Here is a 22,527-nt window from a genome sequence, read left to right on the forward strand (position 1 = left end):
GCTCCTTAGTTGTTGATGTTGCGGACGGCGTCGACGACGGCGCCGCTGTGCACCAGCTCGACGGCGGCGCGAACGCGGGGGTAGAGGACGGTGTCTTCGGTGATGTGGTTGATGAGCCGGCCGTCCGCGGACCGGTGCGTGCGGACGAGGTCGAGGACGGCGCGGCTGCTGGCGGACAGGGCGTCGACGCCCTTGCCGGCCGCCTTGAGCCGCAGTTCCAACGCCTGGGCGGCCATGAGCAGTTCGATGCCGATGACGTTCTCGATGTTGGACACGATTTGCCGGGCATGGCGTCCGGCGTTGTTGGCCATGGAGACGTGGTCTTCCTGGTTGGCGCAGGTGGGGATGGAATCCACGCTGTCCGGATGCGCCAGCGTCTTGCAATCGGACACCAGGGCGGCCGCCAGGTACTGCGGGAGCATGTAGCCGCAGTCCATGCCGACCTTCTCACTGGCGATGAGCATGTCCGGCAATCCGCGGTTCAGTGTTCCGTCGTCGAGCCTGAACAGCCGGCGCTCGGCGATGCTGCCGATCTCCGTCACTGCAATGGAGAGGAAATCCGAGGCGAAGCCGACGTACTCGGCGTGGAAATTGCCGCCCGATACGGCCTTCAGGGACCGGGATGGGGGCAGGTCCGGGAAAATCAGCGGGTTGTCGGTGGCGGCGTTGATTTCGGTCTCGACAATGCCCCGGACGAACTTCAACGTGTCCTTGACGGGCCCCAGGACCTGCGGGGTGCAGCGCAGCGAATAGGCGTCCTGCGGAGGCTGGCGGACCGGATCCCGCTCCTCACTGCCGTCGATGAATTCGCTGCCGGCCAGCAATTCGCGGATTCGGGCGGCGACCTCGATCTGTCCGGCATGGCCGCGGGCCTCGTGGATCTGCGGGATGAACGCGTCGCCGAACCCGGCCAGGGCCTCGATGGACATGGCGGCCGTGATCTGGGCCGTCTCCAGGAGGTTTTCGGCGTCGGCCAACGCCAGCGCCGCCTGGGCCGCCGAAAACGAGGTGCCGTTGGTCAGGGCCAGGCCTTCCTTGGGGCCCAGCACAATCCGTTCGATGCCGGCGGCCTCCATGGCGGTGATGCCATCGACGAGGCGCCCGTCCAGGTACGCCTCGCCGCTGTCCAGTGCCACATCCTCGCCGGCCGGCCGTGTCATCACGATGGCCAGGTGGGCGAGCGGGATGAGATCCCCGCTGGCGCCGAGCGAGCCATATTCGGGGACGGCCGGGAAGACCCCCGCATCCAGCATGGCCAGCAAGGTTTCCGGGACAATTTGGCGAACCGCGGAGTACCCCCGGGTGAGGCTGGCGGCACGCACCAGCATCGAGCCGCGCACCACTTCCTCATCGAGGTGCCGGCCCACACCGCTGGCGTTGGAGAGGATGAGCCGGCGGGAGAGCTCCGAGGCGTCCTCGACCTGGTCGAACGCCCGCCGCCCCGCCAACGAACCGAACCCGGTGTTGATGCTGTAGATGGCGGGGACGTCCACGCCGACGCGCATGTCATTCATGATCGCCGAAACCCAGTGCTCGCTGGCCTTCATGGCCTCGAGTGCGTCCGCGGAAATGGACACGGATTGGCGGCCGCGCACCACCGACAGGAAATCTTCAATCGTCAGGCGTGCATTTCCAATTTCAATCACCGTATGGCCTCCTAGTTGATGCCTGCAACGCTAGTCACGTTTGACATCAGGGCAAGCCATGGTTCTCACCAGTCGATAATGCTTGTTCGGCGTAGATTGTCCAGTTGGCTGCGGCAGGGCGGGCGATGGATCATCGTTTTCTCGCAGGCCGATAAGTGGATGCGCCGGGCGTCACTGTGTGGGGCACGATTGCGCGCCGGCGCACGACAGAAATCCCCGGGCCGGGTTTGGGCGCCGGGGAGTTGTCGTTGTGCGTTGCGCTAGCCCTCTTCGTCCTCGGCGGACCAGCGGCGGAAATCCAGCGACAGGTACAGGGCCAGCGCGGCAGAGTTGTCCTCTTTCACTCGCAGCGCCACATCCGGTTGGCCGGCGTTGAACAGTGTGTCCATGGTGGCCAGCACCAAGTCCTCGGCAAGCCCGCGGCGGCGGAACTCCCGGTCGGTGAACAGCTCGAAGATGAACGGCGCGTCGGGCGCGTCGGCGTCGAGGGCGCGTTCCACGACGAGGATGGCGGCCACGATGTTGCCGTTGTCGTCGAGCGCCACATGCGAGGCTTCCGGCAGGAACTTGCCATATTTGCCCTCCATGTGCTCGCGCAGGTCGGCGATGGCCGCGTCCAGGTTGTCCCCGGCGATCCCGGGATCGTAGGCGGTGAAGTACAGCTCGCCGAGCCGGGTGAGATCCGTCTCCGTAACCGTGCGGGATGCCGTCTTGAGCTCCCGCTCCAGCGGTCCTGTCCTGGCAATGAGGGTGACCATGTCAGTCATGGAGCGCTCCTTCTATTGATCGAGGTTGCGGCGGCACAGTGTCGCTGGTGGCGATAGGGCCATGTTAGACGCGATTCACGCTACCAGCCACGGGGGACTGGGACGGACGGGCGCGGCCCCGGCGGGGCCCGTTGGCTGCGGGTGCGCCGTTGTTCGACGGCGCGGTGGGCTCTGGTTGAACGGCCATGCCCGTTCATCGGCGCAAGACCTTCCAACAGCATGATCGTCCGCCTCGGCCCTCGGCCCTCGGCCCATATCGCGATGGACCGTCTCAGGGGACGCCATTTGCGTCCTATCTCGGCACCGTGGGCGCGGGACTACAGACGGGGTTCCGATTTCGAGAACTGGGACGCGAAGTTGATCCAAGTCCAGGGTTGCTCATCAGTCGATTATTTGTGGTTTTGGCGGGTGGTGGTCTATAGGCTGGGAGTGAGCCTGAAGAGGAGGGTGTTCACGATGAGCATTGCATCGATTGTCGGTTCGGCGCACGCCAAGACCGCGCGGCTGGACATTCGGGAGATCGTCAGACGCTTGAACAGTGCCCTGGGGGCGACGCTTGTCGCGGCGTTGGCGGGCAGCAAGGACCGGAAGATCAGCTACGGCTGGGCGAAGCAGGACGGTCCGGAACCCAATGTTGCCGCCGTAAAACGTTTGCAGTTCGCCTACGCGCAGTGGGATCTGGTTTCCTCTGTGGAGGGGGAGCACGTGGCCCGGATGTGGTTCATCGGTGCCAATCCATGGCTGGACCAGGATTCCCCGATCGACGCGATCAGGGAGGACAGGTACAAGGAGACGGCGCATGCGGCCGCGGAGATGATTGACGACGGTTTCGCCGGGTGATACGTATCTGTTCAAGGACCGGGCTGGCGCTGGTCGAGGGCCCGGTGACTGCCTACCGGGTCGCGAAGGAATCGTACGGCCCGCTCGGGCCTCAGGAGCGCGGGGCCTTCGACGATGACAGATCGGGGTGGTATCGCTTTGACACGCCCGGACGGACGATCTACGCGGCGGAGGATGCGCGCACGGCGTTTCTGGAGGCGTTGTCTTGGGCGCGGATGACGACACGACATGCCGCTTACTTGTCCAAGACCGCGAAGTTCTTCGGTGTCGACATCAAAACCGTGCGTGCCGAGGTCGAGGATGACTGGCAGCGTAACGGGAACATGGCGCCGGGCCGGATCCCGGCGAACTGGCGTGACGGCCGTCTGCTCTACACGCTGGACTTCGGCGCCGGCGCGTGGGTGGACGTCACCCACGGCGACACGATCGCGGTGCTCACTGGCGTTCTTGACCGGGAACTGTACCAGCTGGACGTGACGGAATCGCTGACCCTGGCCGAGATCACCGGTGGTCGGCGTGAGGTGACGACACTCCTGGCGATGTGGATCAGAGAACAACTCCTGGACGACGGCTCGTACCCGCTGGGGATCCGCTTCCTCTCCAAACACGACGCGGTGGGGCAGGAGCGCGGGTCCTGTTTTGCGTTCTGGTTGCGACAGGCCGACGTCGGGTTGGGGAACGATCCCGTGACGGTGCGCGACGCCGCGCCAATCGGCCACAATGATCCCGCGTACCGGTTTGCACTGGATCGGCACGGGATTCAGTCACGGTAGGCGGCTGGCTCACTTCAGATTGTCTCCGCGCCTTCTTGATCCGGGGACTCAGCGTTGGGTCTTGGTCAAGAGACCGAGGTGCCCGTTCTCCCGGTCAAAGCGATGGCCGCGCGGCCGAGCGCAAGGCGGTGCCGTCGTCGTCCATTATCGGAGAAGACGGCGAGCAGGGTCGCGGTGCGGAACCTAGAAGCCGAGCCGCAGGAACAGCAGTGTTGCGAGGCAGACTCGGTTGCGCACTCCCATGAGTGGATCGACCGCCTTGTATTTGTCGGGGACGTAGGGGGTGCTGGCTACGGCGGCGAAGAGCGTGACGCGGAACGGGCCGGCCCGGCGCGGGGCGGTGAGGAAGGGTAGCCGGATCGCAGCCAGGATCCACAGCGTCGGCGCCGGCACCAGTGCCATCAGCCGAAGACGTCCGGAAGCTCAGCGGCCGATTCCAGGTCGTTGTCGAAGCTGGCGCCGTCCCGTTCGACGACGAGCCCGCGTTCGAGCTGATCCGCAGTACCCACACGCTGGGCTGCTTCCAGCTCGAATCGCCCGGGCAGCGCGAACTGGTCGGCAAGATGGCCCCGCGCGAGTTCACCGACCTCATCATCGACATCTCGCTGTTCCGCCCGGGGCCGATGAAGTCCAACATGGTCAAGCCGTTCCTGGAGAACCGGCACGGCTTCGCCCCCGCCGCCTACCCGCACCCGGACCTGGTCCCGGCGCTCGCCGAGACGCACGGGGTGACGGTGTTCCATGAGCAGGTGCTGCGCACGTTCTCGACCATGACCGGCTGCACGCTGTCTCGGGCCGACGAATTCCGCCGGGCCCTGGGTAATCCGGACGTCGAGCCGCACGTGGAGACATACTTCCGGGAGCATGCGGGGAAGAAGGAGTACGCCCCAGACGTCGTCGTGCAAGGCGCACGGGGCTGCGTTCGCCGTCCCCACCTACCAGTCGGCCTGGCTGAAGACGCACCACCCGGCCGAATTCCTGGCCGGGCTGTGGGAGCACGACCCGGACATGTACCCGCGCCGGCTGCTCGTGGCCGAGGCGCGGCGCCTGGGCATTCGGTTGAGCCTGGCCGGCATCTACGGGCTCTCCGGCACCGAACTGAAGCGGATCGTGGCCGGCCAGCCCTACGATTCGCTGGCGGGCCTGCGCACCCGGGCCAAGGTGTCCCGGCCCGTCCTCAAGCGGTTGGCCCAGCTCGGCGCCTTGGACCGGCGGGCCCGGCAGGCGCAACGCGCGGGCGGCGGCACGGCGCCCACGACGGCGGACCGGTTGCTGGGGCTGCGCAACAACACCGAGGTGCTGGTGGCCGGGGTGCGGGTGGCCACCCAGACCCCGCCCATGCGCGGCGGCCGGCGCGTGGTGTTCATCAGCGTCGACGACGGCACCGGCTGCGTGGACGCCACGTTCTTCCACGAGGCGCAGGAACGCTCCGGCCCCCTGCTGTTCGGCACCGGGATGCTGCTGATCCGCGGGCTGACCCGGCGCACCGGGCCGCGCGGCATCAGCCTGCAGGCGTTGGAGGCCTGGGACCTGGCGGACACCGGTTCGCTGCCGGAGGCCGGGCCGGATTCCAGCGTGCCAGCCCCTACGGGGCGACCTCGTACCGGCTGAGCACCGCGACCCGGTTGAACGCGTTGATCACGGTGGCCAGCCACGCCACCGCGGAGAATTCCGCGGCGGACAACGCGTCGCCCAGCCGGGCGTATTGCTCGTCCTCCACCCGGGTGGAGCCGACCGCGGTCGCCCATTCGGCCAGTTCCAGCGCCGCCCGTTCCTTGTCGCTGAAGTACCCGCTCTCGCGCCACGCCGGGAGCACCGCCAGCCGGTCCGGGGTTTCGCCGTGCCGAAGCGCATCGCGCACGTGCATGCGCAGGCAGAACGCGCAGCCGTTGAGCTGCGAGGCCCGGATCTTCACCAGCTCGACGAGCAGGATGTCGATGCCGGCCGCCACAGCCGAGGCCGTGGCGGCCTTGTTGAGTTCCAGCAGTGCCTGGTAGGCGGCCGGATCCTGGGTGCTGATGTTCACGTGATCGTCCATGAGCCCGATCCTAGCGGCGCCACACGCCAGGCTCAGGACTGCACCGTCATGCGCCGCGGCCTGATGGCGGAGGGCCGAACCAACAGCGGCATTGCGCAGCGCCTGTTTCTCACCCTGCGCACCGTCGAGACCCATGTCGGCAACATCCTGGCCAAGCTGGACCTGCCCACCGCTGACGCCGACCATCGTCGCGTCCTGGCCGTCATCGCCTACCTGGAGGCGATCGCGAAAGCGTAGCGGCAGCCGGGCAGGTGTCCGATCCGACGGCGCCGAACGCGGTGGTTTAGGGGCACCGCGCCCGGTCCGTTAAGCTGGTGCGTGGCTGGCTGTGGTCACTGTATGCCGCAAGTCATGAAGCCGGACAACGAAATGAGGAACCCACGTGCTGGAGCAGATCACCTTAACCATCGACGGAGCGCAACATGAGGTGACTGCCGGGACGACCGGGGCCGAGTTGTTCTTCGACGACCGGCAGGTCGTGGTCATGCGTGTCGACGGGGTCCTGCGGGATCTGGACCGGCCGCTCGAGTCCGGCACCGTGGTCGAGTCCGTCGCGATCGACTCCCCGGACGGGCTGAATGTGCTGCGGCACTCCACGGCCCACGTCATGGCCCAGGCCGTCCAGGCGCTGCGTCCCGACGCCAAGCTGGGCATCGGCCCCTACATCACCGACGGCTTCTACTTCGACTTCGACGTCGCCGAGCCGTTCACGCCCGAGGACCTGAAGACCCTCGAGAAGATGATGCAGAAGATCGTCAACCAGAACCAGAGGTTCGTCCGCCGCGTCGTGACCGAGCACGAGGCACGCACGGCCATGGCGCATGAACCCTACAAGCTGATCCTGCTGGACAAGTCGGCGAACGCCGACGAGGCCGGCGAGGGCGTGAACGTCGAGGTCGGCGCCGGCGAGATCACGATCTACGACAACGTGGAGCGCAAGAGCGGGGACACGATCTGGTGCGACCTGTGCCGCGGACCGCACCTGCCCAACACGAAGCTGATCTCCAACGCGTTCGCGCTGACCCGCTCGGCGGCCGCCTACTGGCTCGGCAGCGAAAAGAACAAGCAGCTGCAGCGCATCTACGGCACGGCCTGGCCCACCAAGGATGCGCTGAAGGCCTACCAGGAGCGCGTCGCCGAGGCCGAACGCCGCGACCACCGCAAGCTGGGCGCGGAACTGGACCTGTTCTCCTTCCCCGACGAGCTGGGCTCCGGCCTGCCGGTGTTCCACCCCAAGGGCGGCATCATCCGCAAGGCCATGGAGGACTACTCGCGCCAGCGCCACACCGAGGCCGGCTACGACTTCGTGTATACCCCGCATATCACCAAGGGCCACCTGTACGAGGTGTCCGGCCACCTGGACTGGTACCGCGACGGCATGTTCCCGCCCATGCACGTCGATGCCGAACTCAATGAGGACGGCACCGTGCGCAAACCCGGCCAGGACTACTACCTGAAGCCGATGAACTGCCCCATGCACACGCTGATCTACCGCTCGCGCGGCCGGTCCTACCGCGAACTGCCGCTGCGCCTGTTCGAGTTCGGGTCCGTGTACCGCTACGAGAAGTCCGGCGTGGTGCACGGGCTGACGCGCGTGCGCGGCATGACCCAGGATGACGCGCACATCTACTGCACCCGGGAGCAGATGAAGGATGAGCTGACCAGCACGCTGAACTTCGTGCTGGGGCTGCTCAAGGACTATGGCCTGGACGATTTCTACCTGGAACTGTCCACGAAGGACCCGGAGAAGTACGTCGGCTCCGACGAGGTGTGGGAGGAGTCCACCCGCACGCTGGAGGAGGTCGGACAGGCCTCCGGGCTGGAGCTGCTCCCGGATCCGGGTGGCGCGGCGTTCTACGGCCCGAAGATCTCCGTCCAGGCGAAGGATGCGCTGGGACGCACGTGGCAGATGTCGACCATCCAGCTGGACTTCAACACCCCGGAGCGCTTCGAGATCGAATACCAGGGCGCCGACGGCACCCGCCGGCGCCCGGTCATGATCCACCGCGCCCTGTTCGGCTCGGTGGAGCGGTTCATGGGCGTGCTGACCGAGCACTACGCCGGCGCGTTCCCGGCCTGGCTGGCCCCCGTCCAGGTGGTCGGCATCCCGGTGGCCGAGGCGTTCAACGACTACATGTTCGACGTCGTCGACAAGCTCAAGGCGCAGGGCATCCGGGCCGAGGTGGACATCTCCAGCGACAGGTTCCCCAAGAAGATCCGCACGGCCAGCAAGGAAAAGGTCCCGTTCGTGCTGATCGCCGGCGGCGAGGACGCCGAGGCCGGGGCGGTGTCGTTCCGGTTCCGCGATGGCAGCCAGGACAACGGCGTGCCCGTCGATACGGCCGTGGCCCGGATCGTGGAGGCCGTGCGAACCCGCGCCCGTTAGGTCCGGCGGCCGGAACAAGGACAGTGGTACAGGAAGGTGCACGCGTGAGTGAACAGGGGACGACGGCGACGGCCGGGTCCGATGGTCGGGCGGAGGTCACGGCGACGGACGACTTCGTGCTGGCCGGGGTGCCCGACGCGTTCGCGCGGCTGTGGACGCCGCACCGGATGGCCTACGTCAAGGGTGGCCAGGTGCAGGTCACGGGCGAGGACGACTGCCCGTTCTGCGCCGGCCCGTCCCGGTCCGACGAGGAATCCCTCATCGTGTACCGCGGCGAGCTGGTCTACGTCGTGCTGAACCTGTACCCGTACAACCCCGGCCACCTGCTCGTGTGCCCGTACCGTCACATTCCGGACTACACGGACCTGACGGTGGCGGAGACGACGGAATTCGCCGCCCTGACCCAGCAGGCCATGCGGGTGCTCCGGAAGGTGTCGAACCCGTCCGGCTTCAACCTGGGCATGAACCAGGGCGTGACGGGCGGGGCCGGCATCGCCGCGCACCTGCACCAGCACATCGTGCCGCGGTGGGGTGGGGACGGGAACTTCCTGCCCATCATCGCCGGCACGAAGGCCATCACGCAGACGCTGGGCGAGGTGCGCGAGCAGGTCGCCGCCGCCTGGATGCTGGTCTAGGACAGCCATGCTGAACAAATACGCGCGGAAGCTGTTCGCCAGCATCTTCACCCCCGTGGCCGCCTGGTTGACCCGGGTCGGGGTGACCCCGGACGCCGTGACCATCATCGGCACCCTCGGCGTGGCGGCCGGTGCGCTGGTCTTCTACCCGCTGGGCCAGCTGTTCTGGGGCACGGTGGTCATCACGGTGTTCGTGTTCTCCGACATCATCGACGGGCTGATGGCGCGCATGCAGAACCGGTCGGGCACGTGGGGGGCGTTCCTGGACTCCACGCTGGACCGGGTGGGTGACAGTGCCGTCTTCGCCGGCCTGGTCATCTGGTTCTTCCTGGGCGGGGCGAACACGTTCATCGCCGTCACGGCGCTCGTCTGCCTGGTGCTCGGCTCGATCGTCTCGTATGCCAAGGCGCGTGCCGAGGGGCTGGGCATGACCGCGAACGTGGGCATCGCCGAACGTTCCGACCGGCTCGTGGTCGTCCTGGTGGCGACCGGGCTGGTCGGCCTGGGGATACCGGAAGCCGTGCTCGCCGTCGTGCTGGTGCTGTTGGCCGCCGCGAGCCTCGTCACGGTATTCCAGCGCATCGTCACCGTGCGCCGGCAGGCGCTCGGCGACGACGTGTCGCCCGGGACGTAGCGCGGGCGGGGATAGTATTGAAACACCGTCGGCCGGCGAGGTCCGCGCGGTCTTGTATTAGCACGTCTTGTATCAGCACGTTGTGTCAATCCGAATCGTCCCAAGAGGGGTCTTTGTGTCTACACCTGATGTAACGCCGGTAACCGGCAGCAGCCGTGTCAAGCGGGGCATGGCCGAAATGCTCAAGGGCGGCGTCATTATGGACGTCGTCAACGTCGAGCAGGCCAGGATCGCCGAGGACGCCGGCGCCGTGGCCGTGATGGCCCTCGAGCGTGTCCCGGCGGACATCCGCGCCCAGGGCGGCGTGTCGCGCATGTCCGATCCGGACATGATCGACGCGATCGTCGCGGCCGTGTCCATCCCGGTCATGGCCAAGGCGCGGATCGGCCACTTCGTCGAGGCGCAGGTGCTCCAGTCCCTGGGCGTGGACTACATCGACGAGTCCGAGGTGCTGACCCCCGCCGACTACGCCCACCACATCGACAAGTGGAACTTCACGGTCCCGTTCGTCTGCGGTGCCACGAACCTGGGCGAGGCGCTGCGCCGCATCAACGAGGGCGCGGCGATGATCCGGTCCAAGGGCGAGGCCGGCACCGGCGACGTCTCCAACGCCACGGGCCACATGCGCCAGATCCGCGCCGAGATCGCGCGCCTGTCCTCGCTGCCCGAGGACGAGCTGTACGTGGCCGCCAAGGAGTTGCAGGCGCCGTACGAGCTCGTCAAGGAGATCGCGGCCACCGGCAAGCTGCCCGTGGTGCTGTTCACCGCCGGCGGCATCGCCACCCCGGCCGACGCGGCCATGATGATGCAGCTGGGCGCGGACGGCGTGTTCGTCGGCTCGGGCATCTTCAAGTCCGGCAACCCGGCCCAGCGCGCGGCCGCGGTGGTGAAGGCCACCACGTTCTACGACGACCCGAAGGTCGTCGCGGACGTCTCCCGCGGCCTGGGCGAGGCCATGGTCGGCATCAATGTCGCCGACATCCCGGAGCCGCACCGCCTCGCCGAGCGCGGCTGGTGATTTCGACGGGCTCAATCACCGGCTGAGACGGGCTCAATCACCGGCTGACGAGCCTGTCGAGACCCGGTGGTCGAGCCTGTCGAGACCCAGGTCTTGGCCGGGCCCGTACGACGGCGGCACCCGCCGCGCGCCTGAAGCGCGCCGTGGGTGCCGCCGTCGTACTTTAACCGTCGGTCGTGGGCCGCGGCCTACCGGGTGACGGCCTGCATGGTCAGGTCGTCCAGTTTCGGCAGTGCGTGGCGGAGCCGGTGCTCGGCCTCGTGCACGGTCTGTTCCGCGGCGGCCAGCGTCGCGTCCGCCACGACCAGGACGGCGGCGCCTTGGAGCCGGTGGCCCACCCAGCGCAGCTGCAGCCTGTTGACGCCCACGATGCCGGGGGAGTGCTCCAGGGCGTGCTCGGCCCGGGCGACGAGGTCGGGCTCGATGCCGTCCATCAGGCGCCGGCCGATGCTGCGCACCGTGCCCCACAGCAGCACGATGATCGCTGCCGAGATCAGCAGCCCGACGACCGGGTCGGCCAGGGGGAAGCCGAGCATGACACCGCCGGCCCCGAGCACGACGGCCAGCGACGTGAAGCCGTCGATGCGCGCGTGCACGCCGTCGGCGACGAGCGCGGCGGAGCCGATCTGCCGGCCCACCCGGATCCGGTACACGGCCACGGCCTCGTTCCCGGCGAACCCGATCAGCCCGGCCGCCACGACCCACCACAGGTTGTGCAGCGGCTGCGGGTGGAAGAACCGGTCCACGGACTGCCAGGCGGCGACGACGGCCGAGAGCGCCACGACGGCGACGATGAACAGGCCGGCCAGGTCCTCGGCCCGGCCGTAGCCGAACGTGTAGCGGCGGGTTGCCGCGCGGCGGCCCAGGACGAACGCGATCCACAACGGCACGGCGGTGAGGGCGTCGGAGAAGTTGTGGATGGTGTCCGCCAGCAGGGCCACCGAGCCGCTGATCAGCACGACCAGGAACTGCAGCACCGTGGTGCCCAGCAGCAGGAACAGGCTGATCTTCAACGCCCGCACGCCCCGGGTGCTGGCCTCCAGCGCGTCGTCGATGGAATCCGCGGAGTCGTGCGTGTGCGGGGCGAACAGCTCGTACAACTTGCCCTTGAACCCGGTGTGGTGGGTGTGGGAATGCCCGGCGTGGTCGTGGTCATGGTCATGTGGGTGGGCGTGGGTGTCCTGCCGGGTGGCGCTCATGCGGATTCCCGTTCGGACCGATCGTGGGCTGCCCCATCGTGGACAGCCCGATGGTGCGCGGGCAGCCCGCCGAGCGCGTGCTCGGCCTGGTAGATGGCGTCGGCGACGAGCTGCCGGGCGTGTTCGTTTTCCAGCCGGTACAGCACCTTCGTGCCGTCCTGCCGGGTCGAGACCATGCGGGCCAGACGCATCTTGGCCAAGTGCTGCGACACGGCGGCCGGCGATTTTCCGACGACGTCCGCCAACGCCCCCACGGCCATTTCGCCGTCACGGAGGGCCAGGATGATCCGCACGCGGGTGGCGTCGGCCAGCATGGCGAACACCTCCACGGCGAGCTCCACGTACTGGCTGTCGGCCGTCAGGCCGCAAGTCTTCTTATCTGCATGCATACGCAGATACTCTCATTAATGCCGGGGGAACAAAAATCGAACGCGCCCGTTGTGGTCTTGCGCGCCTGAAATATCGGGGGCGCAAGACCACAGCGGGCGCGGGACCGGCCAGGTACGGTTACTTTTGGGTGAACACCATCGACATCGGCGTGGTCTCGGTGGTCTGTCCCTGCGGGTTGTCGCGGAAGATGCCCTCAACGACGTCCTTGACCAGGGCCGTGTCATGGCCCAGCACGACGACGCCCAGGTCGTTGGCGTCCATGATGGCCGTCCCGGCAAAGGTGGCCGCATGCTCGGCCGGCACCGTTTGGCGGACCAGCGCGCTCAACCGGGCGGCCACGCCGTCGGGGTCCTTGGGCGCGTACTTCACCGAATGCGTGGACGTGCCCACCTGGTAGCCGGCGGCGCCGTCGATCGCGTTGATGTTATGGCCCACCACCTCGTAGAACACGCCAGACTTGCCCTGCAGCTTGCCGATCACGCTGCGCGCGGCCGCATAGCAGATGCGCGGCAGGCCGACCTCGTCGATGGCCAGCTGCATGGACCACGGGCTGGCCAGCCCGATGCCGCCCGGGTTGCGGGTGACGAACCGGCTCAACAGGCGGGCCGATCGGCTGACTTTGATGTCCCACACCGGGATGGATCGGCCCTGCGTCATGGCCACGATCTTCTCCGACACGAACAGGTACCAGGGGGTGCCGGCCGTGGCTTTGACATGCCCGTCGCCGGCCGCCGGGAGACCGTCGAAGAAGCGCTGCACATAGGTCATGACCGTCGGGTCGAAGTCGGTCTCCTTGTAGAACACCTCGGTGCGCAGCGGGTACCGGCGGTAAGTGAGGCCGTTCGCCGGGACGGTGATGTCCAGGTTCTTCTCGGCGTTCGGGACGTAGTCGCTCTTGCCCTCGATGCCGGCCTTGGTCTCCGGCTCGTCAAAGAACTCGCGCAGCCACAGCTCGGTGTTCAGCAGGCGCCAAAACACCATGGTGGAGCCGCCACTCTTGCCGCTGAGGTACTCCTCGAACGCATAGATGACCGCATCCTGGTCCCAGTACGGGCGGTGCTCGAACGACGACGAGAGGAAAATCTCGTAGATCTTCTCCTTCATGAGCGTGAACCACTCGGCCTCCGGCGTCGTGAAGCCGATCTTGTTGCGCCGGTTGCTGACCATCTCCGGCAGCAGGCCGCGGGTGGCGTCGCGCAGGATCCGCTTGTTCCAGCCGCCCTTGATGATGGACTCGTCGTCGAGGCTGAACAGGTACTTCACGACCTCCTTGTCCAGGAACGGCACGCGCCCCTCCAGGGAGAACCGCATGGTGTTCTTGTCCTCGTACCGCAGCACGGCCGGCAGCGACTTGTGGAACAGGTCGTCGATCAGGCGCAGCTTCAGGTTGTCCGGGATGTTCGTGAACTTCTCGCCCTTGAACTTCGCCGTGAAGTCCTTGTTGAGCAGCCCCGCGATGCCGACCTCCTTCTTCAGGGTCAGCATCGACTTCAGCCGGAAGCGGCCCAGCCGGTACAGGATGTCGGCGCTCGAGGCCATCTCCCTGGCCAACTTGGCGTTCTCGCCGCGCGCCTTCAGCTGGCGCAGGTAGGCAAAGTAGTACGGGATGTAGCCGGCCATCATCTCGTCGGCGCCCTGGCCGTCCAGGAGCACCGTCACATGCTTGGACGCCTCCTGCATGACCCGGTACTGGGCATACGGGCCGGAAGAGATGATGGGCTCCTCCTGGGTGCGCACGAAGTCCTCCAGGTCCTCGGCGAACTCGTGCGCCTTGGGCAGGATCTTGTGGCTGGTGACGTTGCCGCGGCACGTGGCCAGCACGGCGTCGGCGTACTTCTCCTCGTCATTGATGGAGTTGGGGAAGATGGCCGAGAACGTCTGCTGGGAACCGCCGAGCGAATCGGTCGCGTCCGCCTTCTCCTGCATGAGCTTGTTGATGGTGACGACGACGGCGGACGAGTCCAGGCCGCCGGACAGGGCCGTGCCGACGGGCACGTCGGACTGCAGTCGCAGCCGCACGCCCTCGGTGAAACGGTCCCGGTACTCGTCGATGACGGCCTGCGAGTATGGCGTCTCGGCCGTGGCCAGCTCCGCCAGTTCTTCCTTGAACCGGGTGAACGGGCTGATGGTGACCGTGCCGGCCGGGCCTTCCGCCGTGTCGACGGTGTTCAGGACCAGTTTCTCGCCGGGCATCAGCTTGTAGATGCCGTCGAAGAACGTCTCCGCCTCCTCGTCGTGGATGCGGAACTGCAGGTAGCGGTACAGGATCCGCTCGTTGACCTTCTTCTCCAGTTTCCCGGCGGCCAGCAGCGGCTTGATCTCGGAGCCGAACAGGAGCGTGGGCGCCTCGGCCGTGCCCGCGGTGGCGTAGTACAGCGGCTTGATGCCGAAGTGGTCACGGGCCAGCACCAGCCGGTTGTTCCGCTTGTCAAGGATCGCGAAACCGAACATGCCGTTGAAGCGGTCGAACGCCGCGTCGCCCCATTCCTCGTACGACTGCAGCACCACTTCCGTGTCGGACACGGTGGAAAACGTCCGGCCCAGGGCCTCCAGCTCGGTGCGCAGGTCCCGGTAGTTGTAGACCTCGCCGTTGTACACCAGGATCGTCTGCCCGTCGGCGCTGATCATCGGCTCGTGCCCGCCGGCCCGGTCGATGATGGACAGCCTGCGGTGCGCCAGCCCCACGTTGCCGTCCGCGTGGATTCCGTCGCCGTCGGGCCCACGGTGCACGATGCACGCATTCATGTCCCGCAACAGGGCTTCGTCTTCCCCGTACCCGTAATATCCGGCGATTCCGCACATACTGCCGTTCCTCATCTGTAGTTCGTCAGTCCACCGACAATCCTACGGGGTGGGTCCGGCACCCCCACGCACCGACGCCGTTTTGCGCAGTGGCGCCCACTATGATGAATGCTTGTGACTTCGCAGACCCCCAACACCCCGTCCGTCTCCCGCCGCCCGCTCGTGGGCATCCTGGCGTTGCAGGGCGACGTGCGCGAGCACGCCCGCTCGATGGAGGAGGCGGGGGCGCGGGTGACGACCGTGCGCCGCCCGGGCGAGCTGGCCGCCGTCGACGGCCTCATCATCCCCGGCGGGGAGTCGACCACCATCGACAAGCTGACCCGCATCTTCGGCCTGGCCGAACCGCTCAGGGAGCGCATCGCGGCCGGCCTGCCCGTGTACGGCAGCTGCGCCGGCATGATCCTGCTGGCCGACGACATCGCCGACCCGGCCCTCGACCTGGCCGGCAACCCGCAGCAGACGCTCGGCGGGTTGGACATCACCGTCCGCCGCAACGCCTTCGGCCGGCAGGTCGACTCGTTCGAGACCGAGCTCGCGTTCACCGGCCTCGCGCCGGCCGGGACCCCGGAAACGCCCGTGCACGCCGTGTTCATCCGGGCCCCGTGGGTGGAGCGCGTCGGCGAATCCGTGCGGGTCTTGGCATCCGTCGAACTGCCCGGCGACCCGCGGGCCGATAGAATTGGCGCAGAAGTCCATGCGGTGGCCGTTCGTTCCCAGCACCTGCTGGCGACCTCCTTCCATCCGGAAATGACCGGGGAGCGCCGCATCCACGACCTGTTTATCCGAATGATTAGAGGGGAAGCGTAACCATGTCAGGCCACTCCAAATGGGCAACCACGAAGCACAAGAAGGCCGTCATCGATGCGCGCCGGGCCAAGTCGTTCGCCAAACTGATCAAGAACATCGAGGTCGCCGCCCGCATCGGCGGTGCCGACCTGTCCGGCAACCCGGGCCTTGAACTGGCCGTGTCCAAGGCCAAGAAGACGTCCGTGCCCAACGACAACATCGACCGCGCCATCAAGCGCGGCGCCGGGCTCACCGGCGAGGTCGTCGACTACACGGAGATCATCTACGAGGCGCGCGGCCCGCAGGGTTCGGCGCTGCTGATCGAGTGCCTGACGGACAACAAGAACCGTGCCGCCTCCGAGGTGCGCCTGGCCGTGACCCGCAATGGCGGCACGATCGCCGACCCCGGCTCGGTCAGCTACCTGTTCTCCCGCAAGGGCGTTGTGGCGCTGCCGAAGAAGGAACTGACGGAGGACGACGTCCTCATGGCCGTGCTCGACGCCGGTGCGGACGAGGTGCGCGAGTCCGGTGACAACTTCGAGGTCCACTCGGAACCGGCCGACCTGCGCGCCGTCGTGGCCGGGCTGGAGGAGGCGGGCATCGAGTACGAGACCGACGAGGTCGAGTTCGTCCCGTCCATGCAGGTGGAACTCGACATCGACGCCGCCCGCAAGTTCATGCGCCTGTACGACGCGCTCGAGGACCTGGACGACGTCCAGAACGTGTACTCGAACGCGGACCTGTCCGCCGAGGTCATGGCCGCCCTCGAGGAGGACTAGGCCCTGCGCGTTCTCGGAGTCGACCCCGGGCTGACCCGGTGCGGGCTGGGCGTCGTCGACGTGGCCGCCAACCGGACGGCCACCTTGGTGGGCGTCGGCGTCGTCGGCAGCACGCCGGAGCAGGCCCTGGATGCGCGTCTGCTCGTCGTCGCCGAGGCGATCGACGCGTGGCTGGACGCCTACGCGCCGGACGTTCTCGCCGTCGAACGCGTGTTTTCGCAGACCAACCTGAGCACCGTCATGGGCGTCGCCCAGGTCTCCGGCATCGTGATCGTGGCCGCCGCCCGGCGCGGCATCCCGGTGGCGCTGCACACCCCGTCGGAGGTGAAGGCGGCCGTGACCGGCAGCGGCCGGGCCGACAAGGCGGCCGTCGCGGCCATGGTCACCCGCATCCTGCGGCTGGACGCCCCGCCGAAACCGGCGGACGCCGCCGACGCGCTGGCACTGGCCATCACGCACGCGTGGCGCAGCGGCTCGGCCGTTGCCGCCGGCGCGGCGGGAACGACGGCGGCGCAACAGCTGTGGCGCGAGGCCGAGGCGAAGGCGAAACGCAACAAGGAGAAGCCGCGGCAGACCTGGCGGTAGCGTGGCGGTTCGCCCCATTGTCGGACGGGTATGCTATTCGTAGATATATTCGGATTGTTCGCAGGAGAGCGGTGTAGGAGAGACCATGATCAGCTTTGTTCGCGGCCCGGTGGCCCAGGTGACGCTGTCCGCGGCCGTCATCGACGTCAACGGCGTGGGCATGCTGGTGCACGCGGCGCCCAAGACGCTCGGTACGCTGCAGGTCGGCGAGGAGGCGCAGCTGACCACGTCGATGATCGTGCGGGAGGACTCCCTGACGCTGTTCGGGTTCGCCGACCTCGACGAACGCACGGTGTTCGACATCCTGCTGGGCGTCAGCGGCGTCGGGCCCCGGCTTGCGCTGGCCATCTTGGCCGTGCACGACCCCGAGACCATCCGGGTGGCCGTCACGGCCGGTGACGGCAAGGTGCTGACCAAGGTTCCGGGCATCGGGCCGAAGGTGGCCGCGCGGATCGTGCTCGAGCTGGCCGGCAAGCTGGCGCCGACCGGGGCCGCCGTGCCCGCCGCCGCGACCGCCGCCGTCGACGCCGTCTGGAAACCGCAGGTCGTCGCCGCCATGACGAGCCTGGGCTGGAGCGAGAAGGACGCCGTGAAGAGCATCGACGCCGCCATGGCCGCCGACCCCGGGCTGGGGGAGCGCGGCAACGTCGCCGAGGTGCTGCGGGCCACGTTGCGCTGGCTCGGCCAGGGGGCGCGGTAGACCGTGGCCGATCCCCAGCTGCCCGGCCGCATCCACGCCGCCTCCTCCGAACTGGTCGCCCCGGCCGGCGAACCGGAGGAACGGGCGCTCGAGGCCGCGCTGCGGCCGAAGAACCTCGATGACTTCGTCGGGCAGGAACGCGTCCGCAAACAGCTCTCGCTGGTGCTGGCCGCCTCCCGCATCCGTGGGCGCAGCGCCGACCACGTGCTCATGTCCGGTCCTCCGGGCCTAGGCAAGACGACGCTGGCCATGATCATCGCCGCCGAGATGAACGCGCCGCTGCGCATCAGCTCCGGCCCGGCGATCCAGCACGCGGGCGACCTGGCCGCCATCCTGTCCTCGCTGTCCGAGGGCGAGGTGCTGTTCCTCGACGAGATCCACCGCATGTCCCGCCCGGCCGAGGAAATGCTGTACATGGCCATGGAGGACTTCCGTGTCGACATCATCGTCGGCAAGGGTGCCGGGGCCACGGCCATCCCGCTCGAATTGCCGCCGTTCACGCTCGTCGGCGCCACGACCCGTGCCGGGCTGCTGCCCGGGCCGTTGCGCGACAGGTTCGGCTTCACCGGGCACCTGGAGTTCTACTCGGTGGCCGAGCTCGAACTCGTGCTGCGCCGCTCCGCCGGCATGCTCGACCTGCGCCTGACCAGCGCCGGCTTTTCGGAGATCGCCGGACGCTCCCGCGGCACGCCGCGCATCGCCAACCGGCTGCTGCGGCGCGTGCGCGACTGGGCCCTGGTGCACGCCGTCGACACCATCGATGCACGCACGGCGTCGGCCGCCCTGGACATGTACGAGGTCGACGTCCGCGGGCTGGACCGGCTCGACCGCGCTGTGCTGGAGGCCCTCGTGAACAAGTTCAACGGCGGGCCGGTGGGGCTCTCGACGCTGGCCATCGCCGTCGGCGAGGAGTCCGAGACGGTCGAGACCGTCGCCGAGCCGTTCCTCGTCCGGGAGGGATTGCTGGGCCGCACGCCACGCGGCCGCATCGCCATGCCGGCGGCGTGGGAGCATCTGGGGCTTCGGATGCCCGGCAACGCGGTGGCCGCCGCCATGCTGCCGTTCGACGACGAAAGCCAGTAAACGGACCTCGCTGACCGTCCTGTTCATTGTTTGTTCAGGATTAGCCCTTAGACTGGTATGAGTTCCGGCACCATGTCACCGTCCGGGCGCCCAATTCCAGACGTATCAGAACGGAACCTTGACTGTGTCCCCTAGTAGCATCCAAGCGGCGGCCCAACAGGCCGCCGGCGGCTTCGACCCGATGACCCTGATCCTTTTCGCGCTCTTCGCCGTNGGTCATCATCATGATGTTCCGCAAGCAGCGGAAGGCCAAGGCGGCCCAGCAGGAGAAGCAGGCCCAGCTTGCCCCCGGCGTGAACGTCATGACCAACTTCGGCCTCTTCGGGACGGTGCTCGCTGTCGACGCCGAGGAGAACAAGGTCGTTCTGGAGCTGTCCCCGGGCACCACGGCCACCGTGCACCGCCAGACCATCTCCAAGATCACGCTGCCCGAGGACGCCGAGACCATCGTCCCCGACGATGCGTCGTCGCTGACCGGCGGCATCCACGCGGGGCACGAAACCGTCACCGAGACGCCGGAGGAGACCCTGGCGCGGCTGAACAAAGAAAACGAAAAAGACAACTGACTCGTGCCCGGCCGGCGCCTCCCTCGGGTGGCGCCGGCACGGTTTAGCGCTTCCGGCCACGACGCCGGGAGCGCCTTGGCGCGTCCAGCGACCATGACCTGGTGAGAAGGAATCCCTAGATGGCAAGAACCGGTCCGACGACCAACGCCCGCAGAGCCCTGCTGTGGCTGGCGGCCATAATCATTGTGGCGGCCGTGGTGCTCGGCGGCGGCGTGGCCGCGGGTGCCGCCAGCTGGGCGCCGAAGCTCGCCCTCGACCTCGAGGGCGGTACGCAGATGATCCTGACGCCCAAGGTGGCCGGCGGTGCCTCCGTCAACGAGCAACAGCTGAACCAGGCCGTGGAGATCATCCGCCAGCGCGTCGACGGTTCGGGCGTCTCCGAGGCCCAGATCACCACCGAGGGCGGGCGCAACGTCGTCGTATCCATGCCCGGCAAGCCGACCGACCAGCAGCGCCAGCTGATCCAGGCGTCGGCGGACCTGAGCTTCCGTGCCGTCATCCAGGTCGCCGCCGGCGCGGCCGTGCCGAAGGCCGCCCAGACGCCCCCGGACAAGCTGCCCAAGCCGACGGCCAAGCCCGTCAACGGCAGCGACCCGAACTGGATCGACGCCGCCCTGTACCAGCAGTTCGAGAACACCAGTTGCGTCCCCCCACTCACCGACCGGCCCACCACCTCGGACCCGGCCAAGCCGCTGGTCTCCTGCGAGCCGGGCTCCACCCTCAAATACATCCTGGGTCCGGTGGAGATTCCCGGCACGGACGTCAAGGACGCCACCTACGGCCTCGCCCAGGGAGCCCAGGGCGTCACCACCAACCAGTGGTCCGTCAACCTCAGCCTGAACGCCGCCGGCGCGAAGACGTTCCAGGCGGTCACGCAGCGGCTGTACCAGAAGTACCTGGCCAACCCGAACGACCCGCAGGCCCAGTTCGCCATCGTGCTGGACAACAATGTCATCTCCGCCCCCCGGTCCCAGGCCGTGATCAGCGACGGCAACTCGTCCATCACGGGAAACTTCACCGAGCAGAGCGCCCAGCAGCTCTCGCAGCAGCTCAAGTACGGGGCGCTGCCGATCAGCTTCAGCATCCAGTCCGAGGAGCAGGTCTCCGCAACGCTCGGCAGCCAGCAGCTGCAGATGGGCCTGCTGGCCGGCCTGATCGGCCTGCTGCTGGTCGTCGTCTACTCGCTGTTCCAGTACCGGGCGCTCGGCTTCGTGACCGTGCTGTCGCTCGTCATCGCCGGTGCGCTGACGTACCTGGCCATCGCCATTCTCGGCTGGACCGAGAACTACCGGCTGTCGCTGGCCGGCGTGGCGGGCATCATCGTCTCGATCGGCCAGACGGCCGACTCGTTCATCGTCTATTTCGAGCGTGTCAGGGACGAATTGCGTGACGGCCGCGGGCTCATCGCCGCCGTCGAGAACGGCTGGGGCCGGGCCAAGCGCACCATCCTGGCATCCAAGGCGGTGAACCTGCTCGCCGCCGTCGTGCTGTACTTCGTCGCCGTCGGCAACGTCAAGGGGTTCGCGTTCACGCTCGGCCTGACCGCCGTGGCCGACCTCATCGTCGTGTTCATGTTCACGCACCCGATGCTGCAGCTGCTGGCACGGACCAGGTTCTTCGGCGAGGGCCACAAGTTCTCCGGCCTCGACCCGAAGCGCCTGGGCGCCGTGCCGCTGTACCGTGGCGCCGGCCGGCTGCGCACGCCCGGCGACGTGCCCAGCGTCGCCAACGGCCAGCTCAAGGCGAAGAACACCGCCGCCGCCGGGGAGGCCGAACGCCGCATGACCATTGCCGAGCGGAAGCTCGCCGCCAAGCAGCACGAGATGTCCGGCGGACCGGGTGCGGGCAAGCCGAACGACAACTCCAAGGAGAACGACCGATGACCAACTTCTCCACGTTCGGCAATGAGCTGTACACGGGCAAGCGTTCGTACGAGTTCGTCGGCAAGCGAAAGCTGTGGTTCGCCATCGCCGCCGCCTGCATCGTGCTCTCGATCCTGTTCCCGATCCTGCGCGGCGGGTTCAACCTCGGCATCGACTTCCGCGGCGGCTCGCAGTTCACCATCTCCAATACGAAGAACACCAGCCAGGGCATCGGCGAGCACGCCGTCACCTCCGTGGTCCCCGGCACCGTCGCCCAGGTGACGAACCTGGCCGCGGGCACCGTCCAGGTGCAGACGGAGAAGCTCACCGCCGACCAGACCGCGAAGATCAGCGACGCGCTGAAGACCGGGTACGGGGTCACCTCCAACGACGTCACGTCGACGTTCGTGGGCCCGACCTGGGGCCAGGACGTGTCGCGGCAGGCCATCATCGGCTTCATCGTGTTCGTCCTGCTGGCCACGGTGCTCATGGCCCTGTACTTCCGGACCTGGCGCATGTCCATCGCCGCCATCGTCGGCCTGCTCGTCGTCATGGTCGTCACGGCCGGCATCTATTCGGCCACCGACGTGGAGGTCACCCCGTCGTCGGTCATCGGCTTCCTCACGATCCTCAGCTACGCCCTCTACGACACGGTGGTGGTGTTCGACAAGATCCGGGAGAACACGACCAACATCACCACGTCGAACCGGCGGACGTTCGGCGAGGAGGTGAATCTGGCCGTCAACCAGACGCTCGTGCGGTCCATCAACACCATGATGGTCGCCGTGCTGCCGGTCGGTTCGATCCTCTTCATCGGTTCGTTGCTGCTGGGTGCCGGCACCCTGCGCGACCTGTCGCTGTCGCTGTTCATCGGCATCATCGTCAGCACGCTGTCCACCTTGTTCATCGCCGCACCCGTGTATGCCCTGTTGCGCGAGCACGAACCGGAGCTGGTCAAGCAGGCCCGGAAAGTCAAGGCGCGCCGCGCGTCGGAGGCCTCCGCGGCGGCGACCGTCTAGGGCCGTGGAATAGACTAGG

At 67.7% G+C, this 22,527-nt stretch carries 22 protein-coding genes and 1 pseudogene; 16 read left to right on the forward strand and 7 right to left on the reverse strand.

The features are described from left to right. Positions 1 to 5: 5 nt before the first annotated feature. The gene (locus tag EJC77_RS04475) at positions 6 to 1,646 is read right to left on the reverse strand and encodes an HAL/PAL/TAL family ammonia-lyase (RefSeq protein WP_125610377.1); all 1,641 of its coding nucleotides are present in this window, start codon (positions 1,644 to 1,646) and stop codon (positions 6 to 8) included. Between the two features lie 260 nt (positions 1,647 to 1,906). Beyond that, positions 1,907 to 2,413, reverse strand: a complete 507-nt coding sequence (locus tag EJC77_RS04480; protein WP_125610378.1) for a GNAT family N-acetyltransferase — start codon at positions 2,411 to 2,413, stop codon at positions 1,907 to 1,909. Positions 2,414 to 2,869: 456 nt separating this feature from the next. On the opposite strand from EJC77_RS04480, the gene EJC77_RS04485 reads away from it, so the two are divergent. Both EJC77_RS04485 and EJC77_RS04490 read left to right on the forward strand, forming a co-directional pair. Further along, positions 2,870 to 3,253, forward strand: a complete 384-nt coding sequence (locus EJC77_RS04485; RefSeq protein WP_125610379.1) for a hypothetical protein — start codon at positions 2,870 to 2,872, stop codon at positions 3,251 to 3,253. 44 nt (positions 3,254 to 3,297) lie between these two features. Continuing rightward, complete coding sequence (locus EJC77_RS04490) at positions 3,298 to 4,026, forward strand: hypothetical protein (protein WP_125610380.1); 729 nt, start codon at positions 3,298 to 3,300, stop codon at positions 4,024 to 4,026. Between the two features lie 183 nt (positions 4,027 to 4,209). On the opposite strand, the gene EJC77_RS04495 is transcribed toward EJC77_RS04490, so the two are convergent. Then, positions 4,210 to 4,428: a hypothetical protein gene (locus EJC77_RS04495; RefSeq protein ID WP_125610381.1), complete on the reverse strand. Its 219-nt coding sequence runs from the start codon at positions 4,426 to 4,428 to the stop codon at positions 4,210 to 4,212. A gap of 44 nt (positions 4,429 to 4,472) precedes the next feature. On the opposite strand from EJC77_RS04495, the pseudogene EJC77_RS04500 reads away from it, so the two are divergent. Next, positions 4,473 to 5,637 (forward strand): annotated as a pseudogene (locus tag EJC77_RS04500) (helix-hairpin-helix domain-containing protein); the annotation flags it as partial. On the opposite strand, the gene EJC77_RS04505 reads toward EJC77_RS04500, so the two are convergent. Beyond that, positions 5,612 to 6,064, reverse strand: coding sequence for a carboxymuconolactone decarboxylase family protein (locus EJC77_RS04505; RefSeq protein WP_125610382.1), 453 nt, complete (start codon positions 6,062 to 6,064; stop codon positions 5,612 to 5,614). The pseudogene EJC77_RS04500 and the gene EJC77_RS04505 sit on opposite strands and share 26 nt — an antisense overlap. On the opposite strand from EJC77_RS04505, the gene EJC77_RS04510 reads away from it, so the two are divergent. The 5 genes from EJC77_RS04510 (at position 6,053) to pdxS (ending at position 10,737) form a co-directional block, all read left to right on the forward strand. After that, positions 6,053 to 6,301: a response regulator transcription factor gene (locus EJC77_RS04510; RefSeq protein WP_240629761.1), complete on the forward strand. Its 249-nt coding sequence runs from the start codon at positions 6,053 to 6,055 to the stop codon at positions 6,299 to 6,301. The two genes, EJC77_RS04505 and EJC77_RS04510, sit on opposite strands and share 12 nt — an antisense overlap. Before the next feature lie 145 nt (positions 6,302 to 6,446). After that, the gene (gene thrS, locus EJC77_RS04515; RefSeq protein WP_125610383.1) at positions 6,447 to 8,450 is read left to right on the forward strand and encodes a threonine--tRNA ligase; all 2,004 of its coding nucleotides are present in this window, start codon (positions 6,447 to 6,449) and stop codon (positions 8,448 to 8,450) included. Between the two features lie 44 nt (positions 8,451 to 8,494). Continuing rightward, complete coding sequence (locus tag EJC77_RS04520; RefSeq protein WP_125610384.1) at positions 8,495 to 9,085, forward strand: HIT family protein; 591 nt, start codon at positions 8,495 to 8,497, stop codon at positions 9,083 to 9,085. 7 nt (positions 9,086 to 9,092) lie between these two features. After that, positions 9,093 to 9,719, forward strand: coding sequence for a phosphatidylinositol phosphate synthase (gene pgsA / locus EJC77_RS04525; RefSeq protein WP_125610385.1), 627 nt, complete (start codon positions 9,093 to 9,095; stop codon positions 9,717 to 9,719). Between the two features lie 115 nt (positions 9,720 to 9,834). Further along, entirely contained in the window at positions 9,835 to 10,737 is a 903-nt protein-coding gene (gene pdxS / locus EJC77_RS04530; RefSeq protein WP_125610386.1) for a pyridoxal 5'-phosphate synthase lyase subunit PdxS, read from the forward strand. 188 nt (positions 10,738 to 10,925) lie between these two features. Here pdxS and EJC77_RS04535 read toward each other — a convergent pair whose 3' ends face one another. The 3 genes from EJC77_RS04535 to asnB all read right to left on the reverse strand — a co-directional run bounded on the left by EJC77_RS04535 (position 10,926) and on the right by asnB (position 15,128). Beyond that, complete coding sequence (locus EJC77_RS04535) at positions 10,926 to 11,936, reverse strand: cation diffusion facilitator family transporter (RefSeq protein ID WP_125610387.1); 1,011 nt, start codon at positions 11,934 to 11,936, stop codon at positions 10,926 to 10,928. Continuing rightward, positions 11,933 to 12,325, reverse strand: a complete 393-nt coding sequence (locus tag EJC77_RS04540; RefSeq protein ID WP_125610388.1) for an ArsR/SmtB family transcription factor — start codon at positions 12,323 to 12,325, stop codon at positions 11,933 to 11,935. The genes EJC77_RS04535 and EJC77_RS04540 overlap by 4 nt, the downstream gene beginning before the upstream one ends. 118 nt (positions 12,326 to 12,443) lie before the next feature. Further along, positions 12,444 to 15,128, reverse strand: a complete 2,685-nt coding sequence (gene asnB / locus EJC77_RS04545; RefSeq protein ID WP_125610389.1) for an asparagine synthase (glutamine-hydrolyzing) — start codon at positions 15,126 to 15,128, stop codon at positions 12,444 to 12,446. A 108-nt stretch (positions 15,129 to 15,236) separates the two neighbouring features. Between asnB and pdxT the strand changes: the two genes are divergently transcribed. The 8 genes from pdxT (at position 15,237) to secF (ending at position 22,508) form a co-directional block, all read left to right on the forward strand. Continuing rightward, positions 15,237 to 15,935: a pyridoxal 5'-phosphate synthase glutaminase subunit PdxT gene (pdxT, locus tag EJC77_RS04550; RefSeq protein ID WP_125610390.1), complete on the forward strand. Its 699-nt coding sequence runs from the start codon at positions 15,237 to 15,239 to the stop codon at positions 15,933 to 15,935. Positions 15,936 to 15,937: 2 nt separating this feature from the next. After that, the gene (locus tag EJC77_RS04555; protein ID WP_125610391.1) at positions 15,938 to 16,693 is read left to right on the forward strand and encodes a YebC/PmpR family DNA-binding transcriptional regulator; all 756 of its coding nucleotides are present in this window, start codon (positions 15,938 to 15,940) and stop codon (positions 16,691 to 16,693) included. A gap of 3 nt (positions 16,694 to 16,696) precedes the next feature. After that, positions 16,697 to 17,278, forward strand: coding sequence for a crossover junction endodeoxyribonuclease RuvC (gene ruvC, locus EJC77_RS04560; RefSeq protein WP_125610392.1), 582 nt, complete (start codon positions 16,697 to 16,699; stop codon positions 17,276 to 17,278). Positions 17,279 to 17,363: 85 nt separating this feature from the next. Next, positions 17,364 to 17,978 carry a Holliday junction branch migration protein RuvA gene (gene ruvA / locus EJC77_RS04565; RefSeq protein ID WP_125610393.1) on the forward strand — a complete coding sequence of 205 codons (615 nt, stop codon included), beginning with the start codon at positions 17,364 to 17,366 and terminating at the stop codon, positions 17,976 to 17,978. Positions 17,979 to 18,008: 30 nt separating this feature from the next. Next, positions 18,009 to 19,061: a Holliday junction branch migration DNA helicase RuvB gene (gene ruvB / locus EJC77_RS04570; RefSeq protein ID WP_420820297.1), complete on the forward strand. Its 1,053-nt coding sequence runs from the start codon at positions 18,009 to 18,011 to the stop codon at positions 19,059 to 19,061. 224 nt (positions 19,062 to 19,285) lie between these two features. After that, positions 19,286 to 19,627, forward strand: coding sequence for a preprotein translocase subunit YajC (gene yajC, locus EJC77_RS04575; protein WP_338069458.1), 342 nt, complete (start codon positions 19,286 to 19,288; stop codon positions 19,625 to 19,627). Between the two features lie 119 nt (positions 19,628 to 19,746). Continuing rightward, positions 19,747 to 21,510, forward strand: a complete 1,764-nt coding sequence (gene secD / locus EJC77_RS04580; protein WP_125610394.1) for a protein translocase subunit SecD — start codon at positions 19,747 to 19,749, stop codon at positions 21,508 to 21,510. Then, complete coding sequence (gene secF, locus EJC77_RS04585; protein ID WP_125610395.1) at positions 21,507 to 22,508, forward strand: protein translocase subunit SecF; 1,002 nt, start codon at positions 21,507 to 21,509, stop codon at positions 22,506 to 22,508. The genes secD and secF overlap by 4 nt, the downstream gene beginning before the upstream one ends. Positions 22,509 to 22,527: the final 19 nt, after the last annotated feature.

Origin of the sequence: Specibacter cremeus, assembly GCF_003946885.1 — a bacterium.
GTDB lineage: Bacteria > Actinomycetota > Actinomycetes > Actinomycetales > Micrococcaceae > Specibacter > Specibacter cremeus.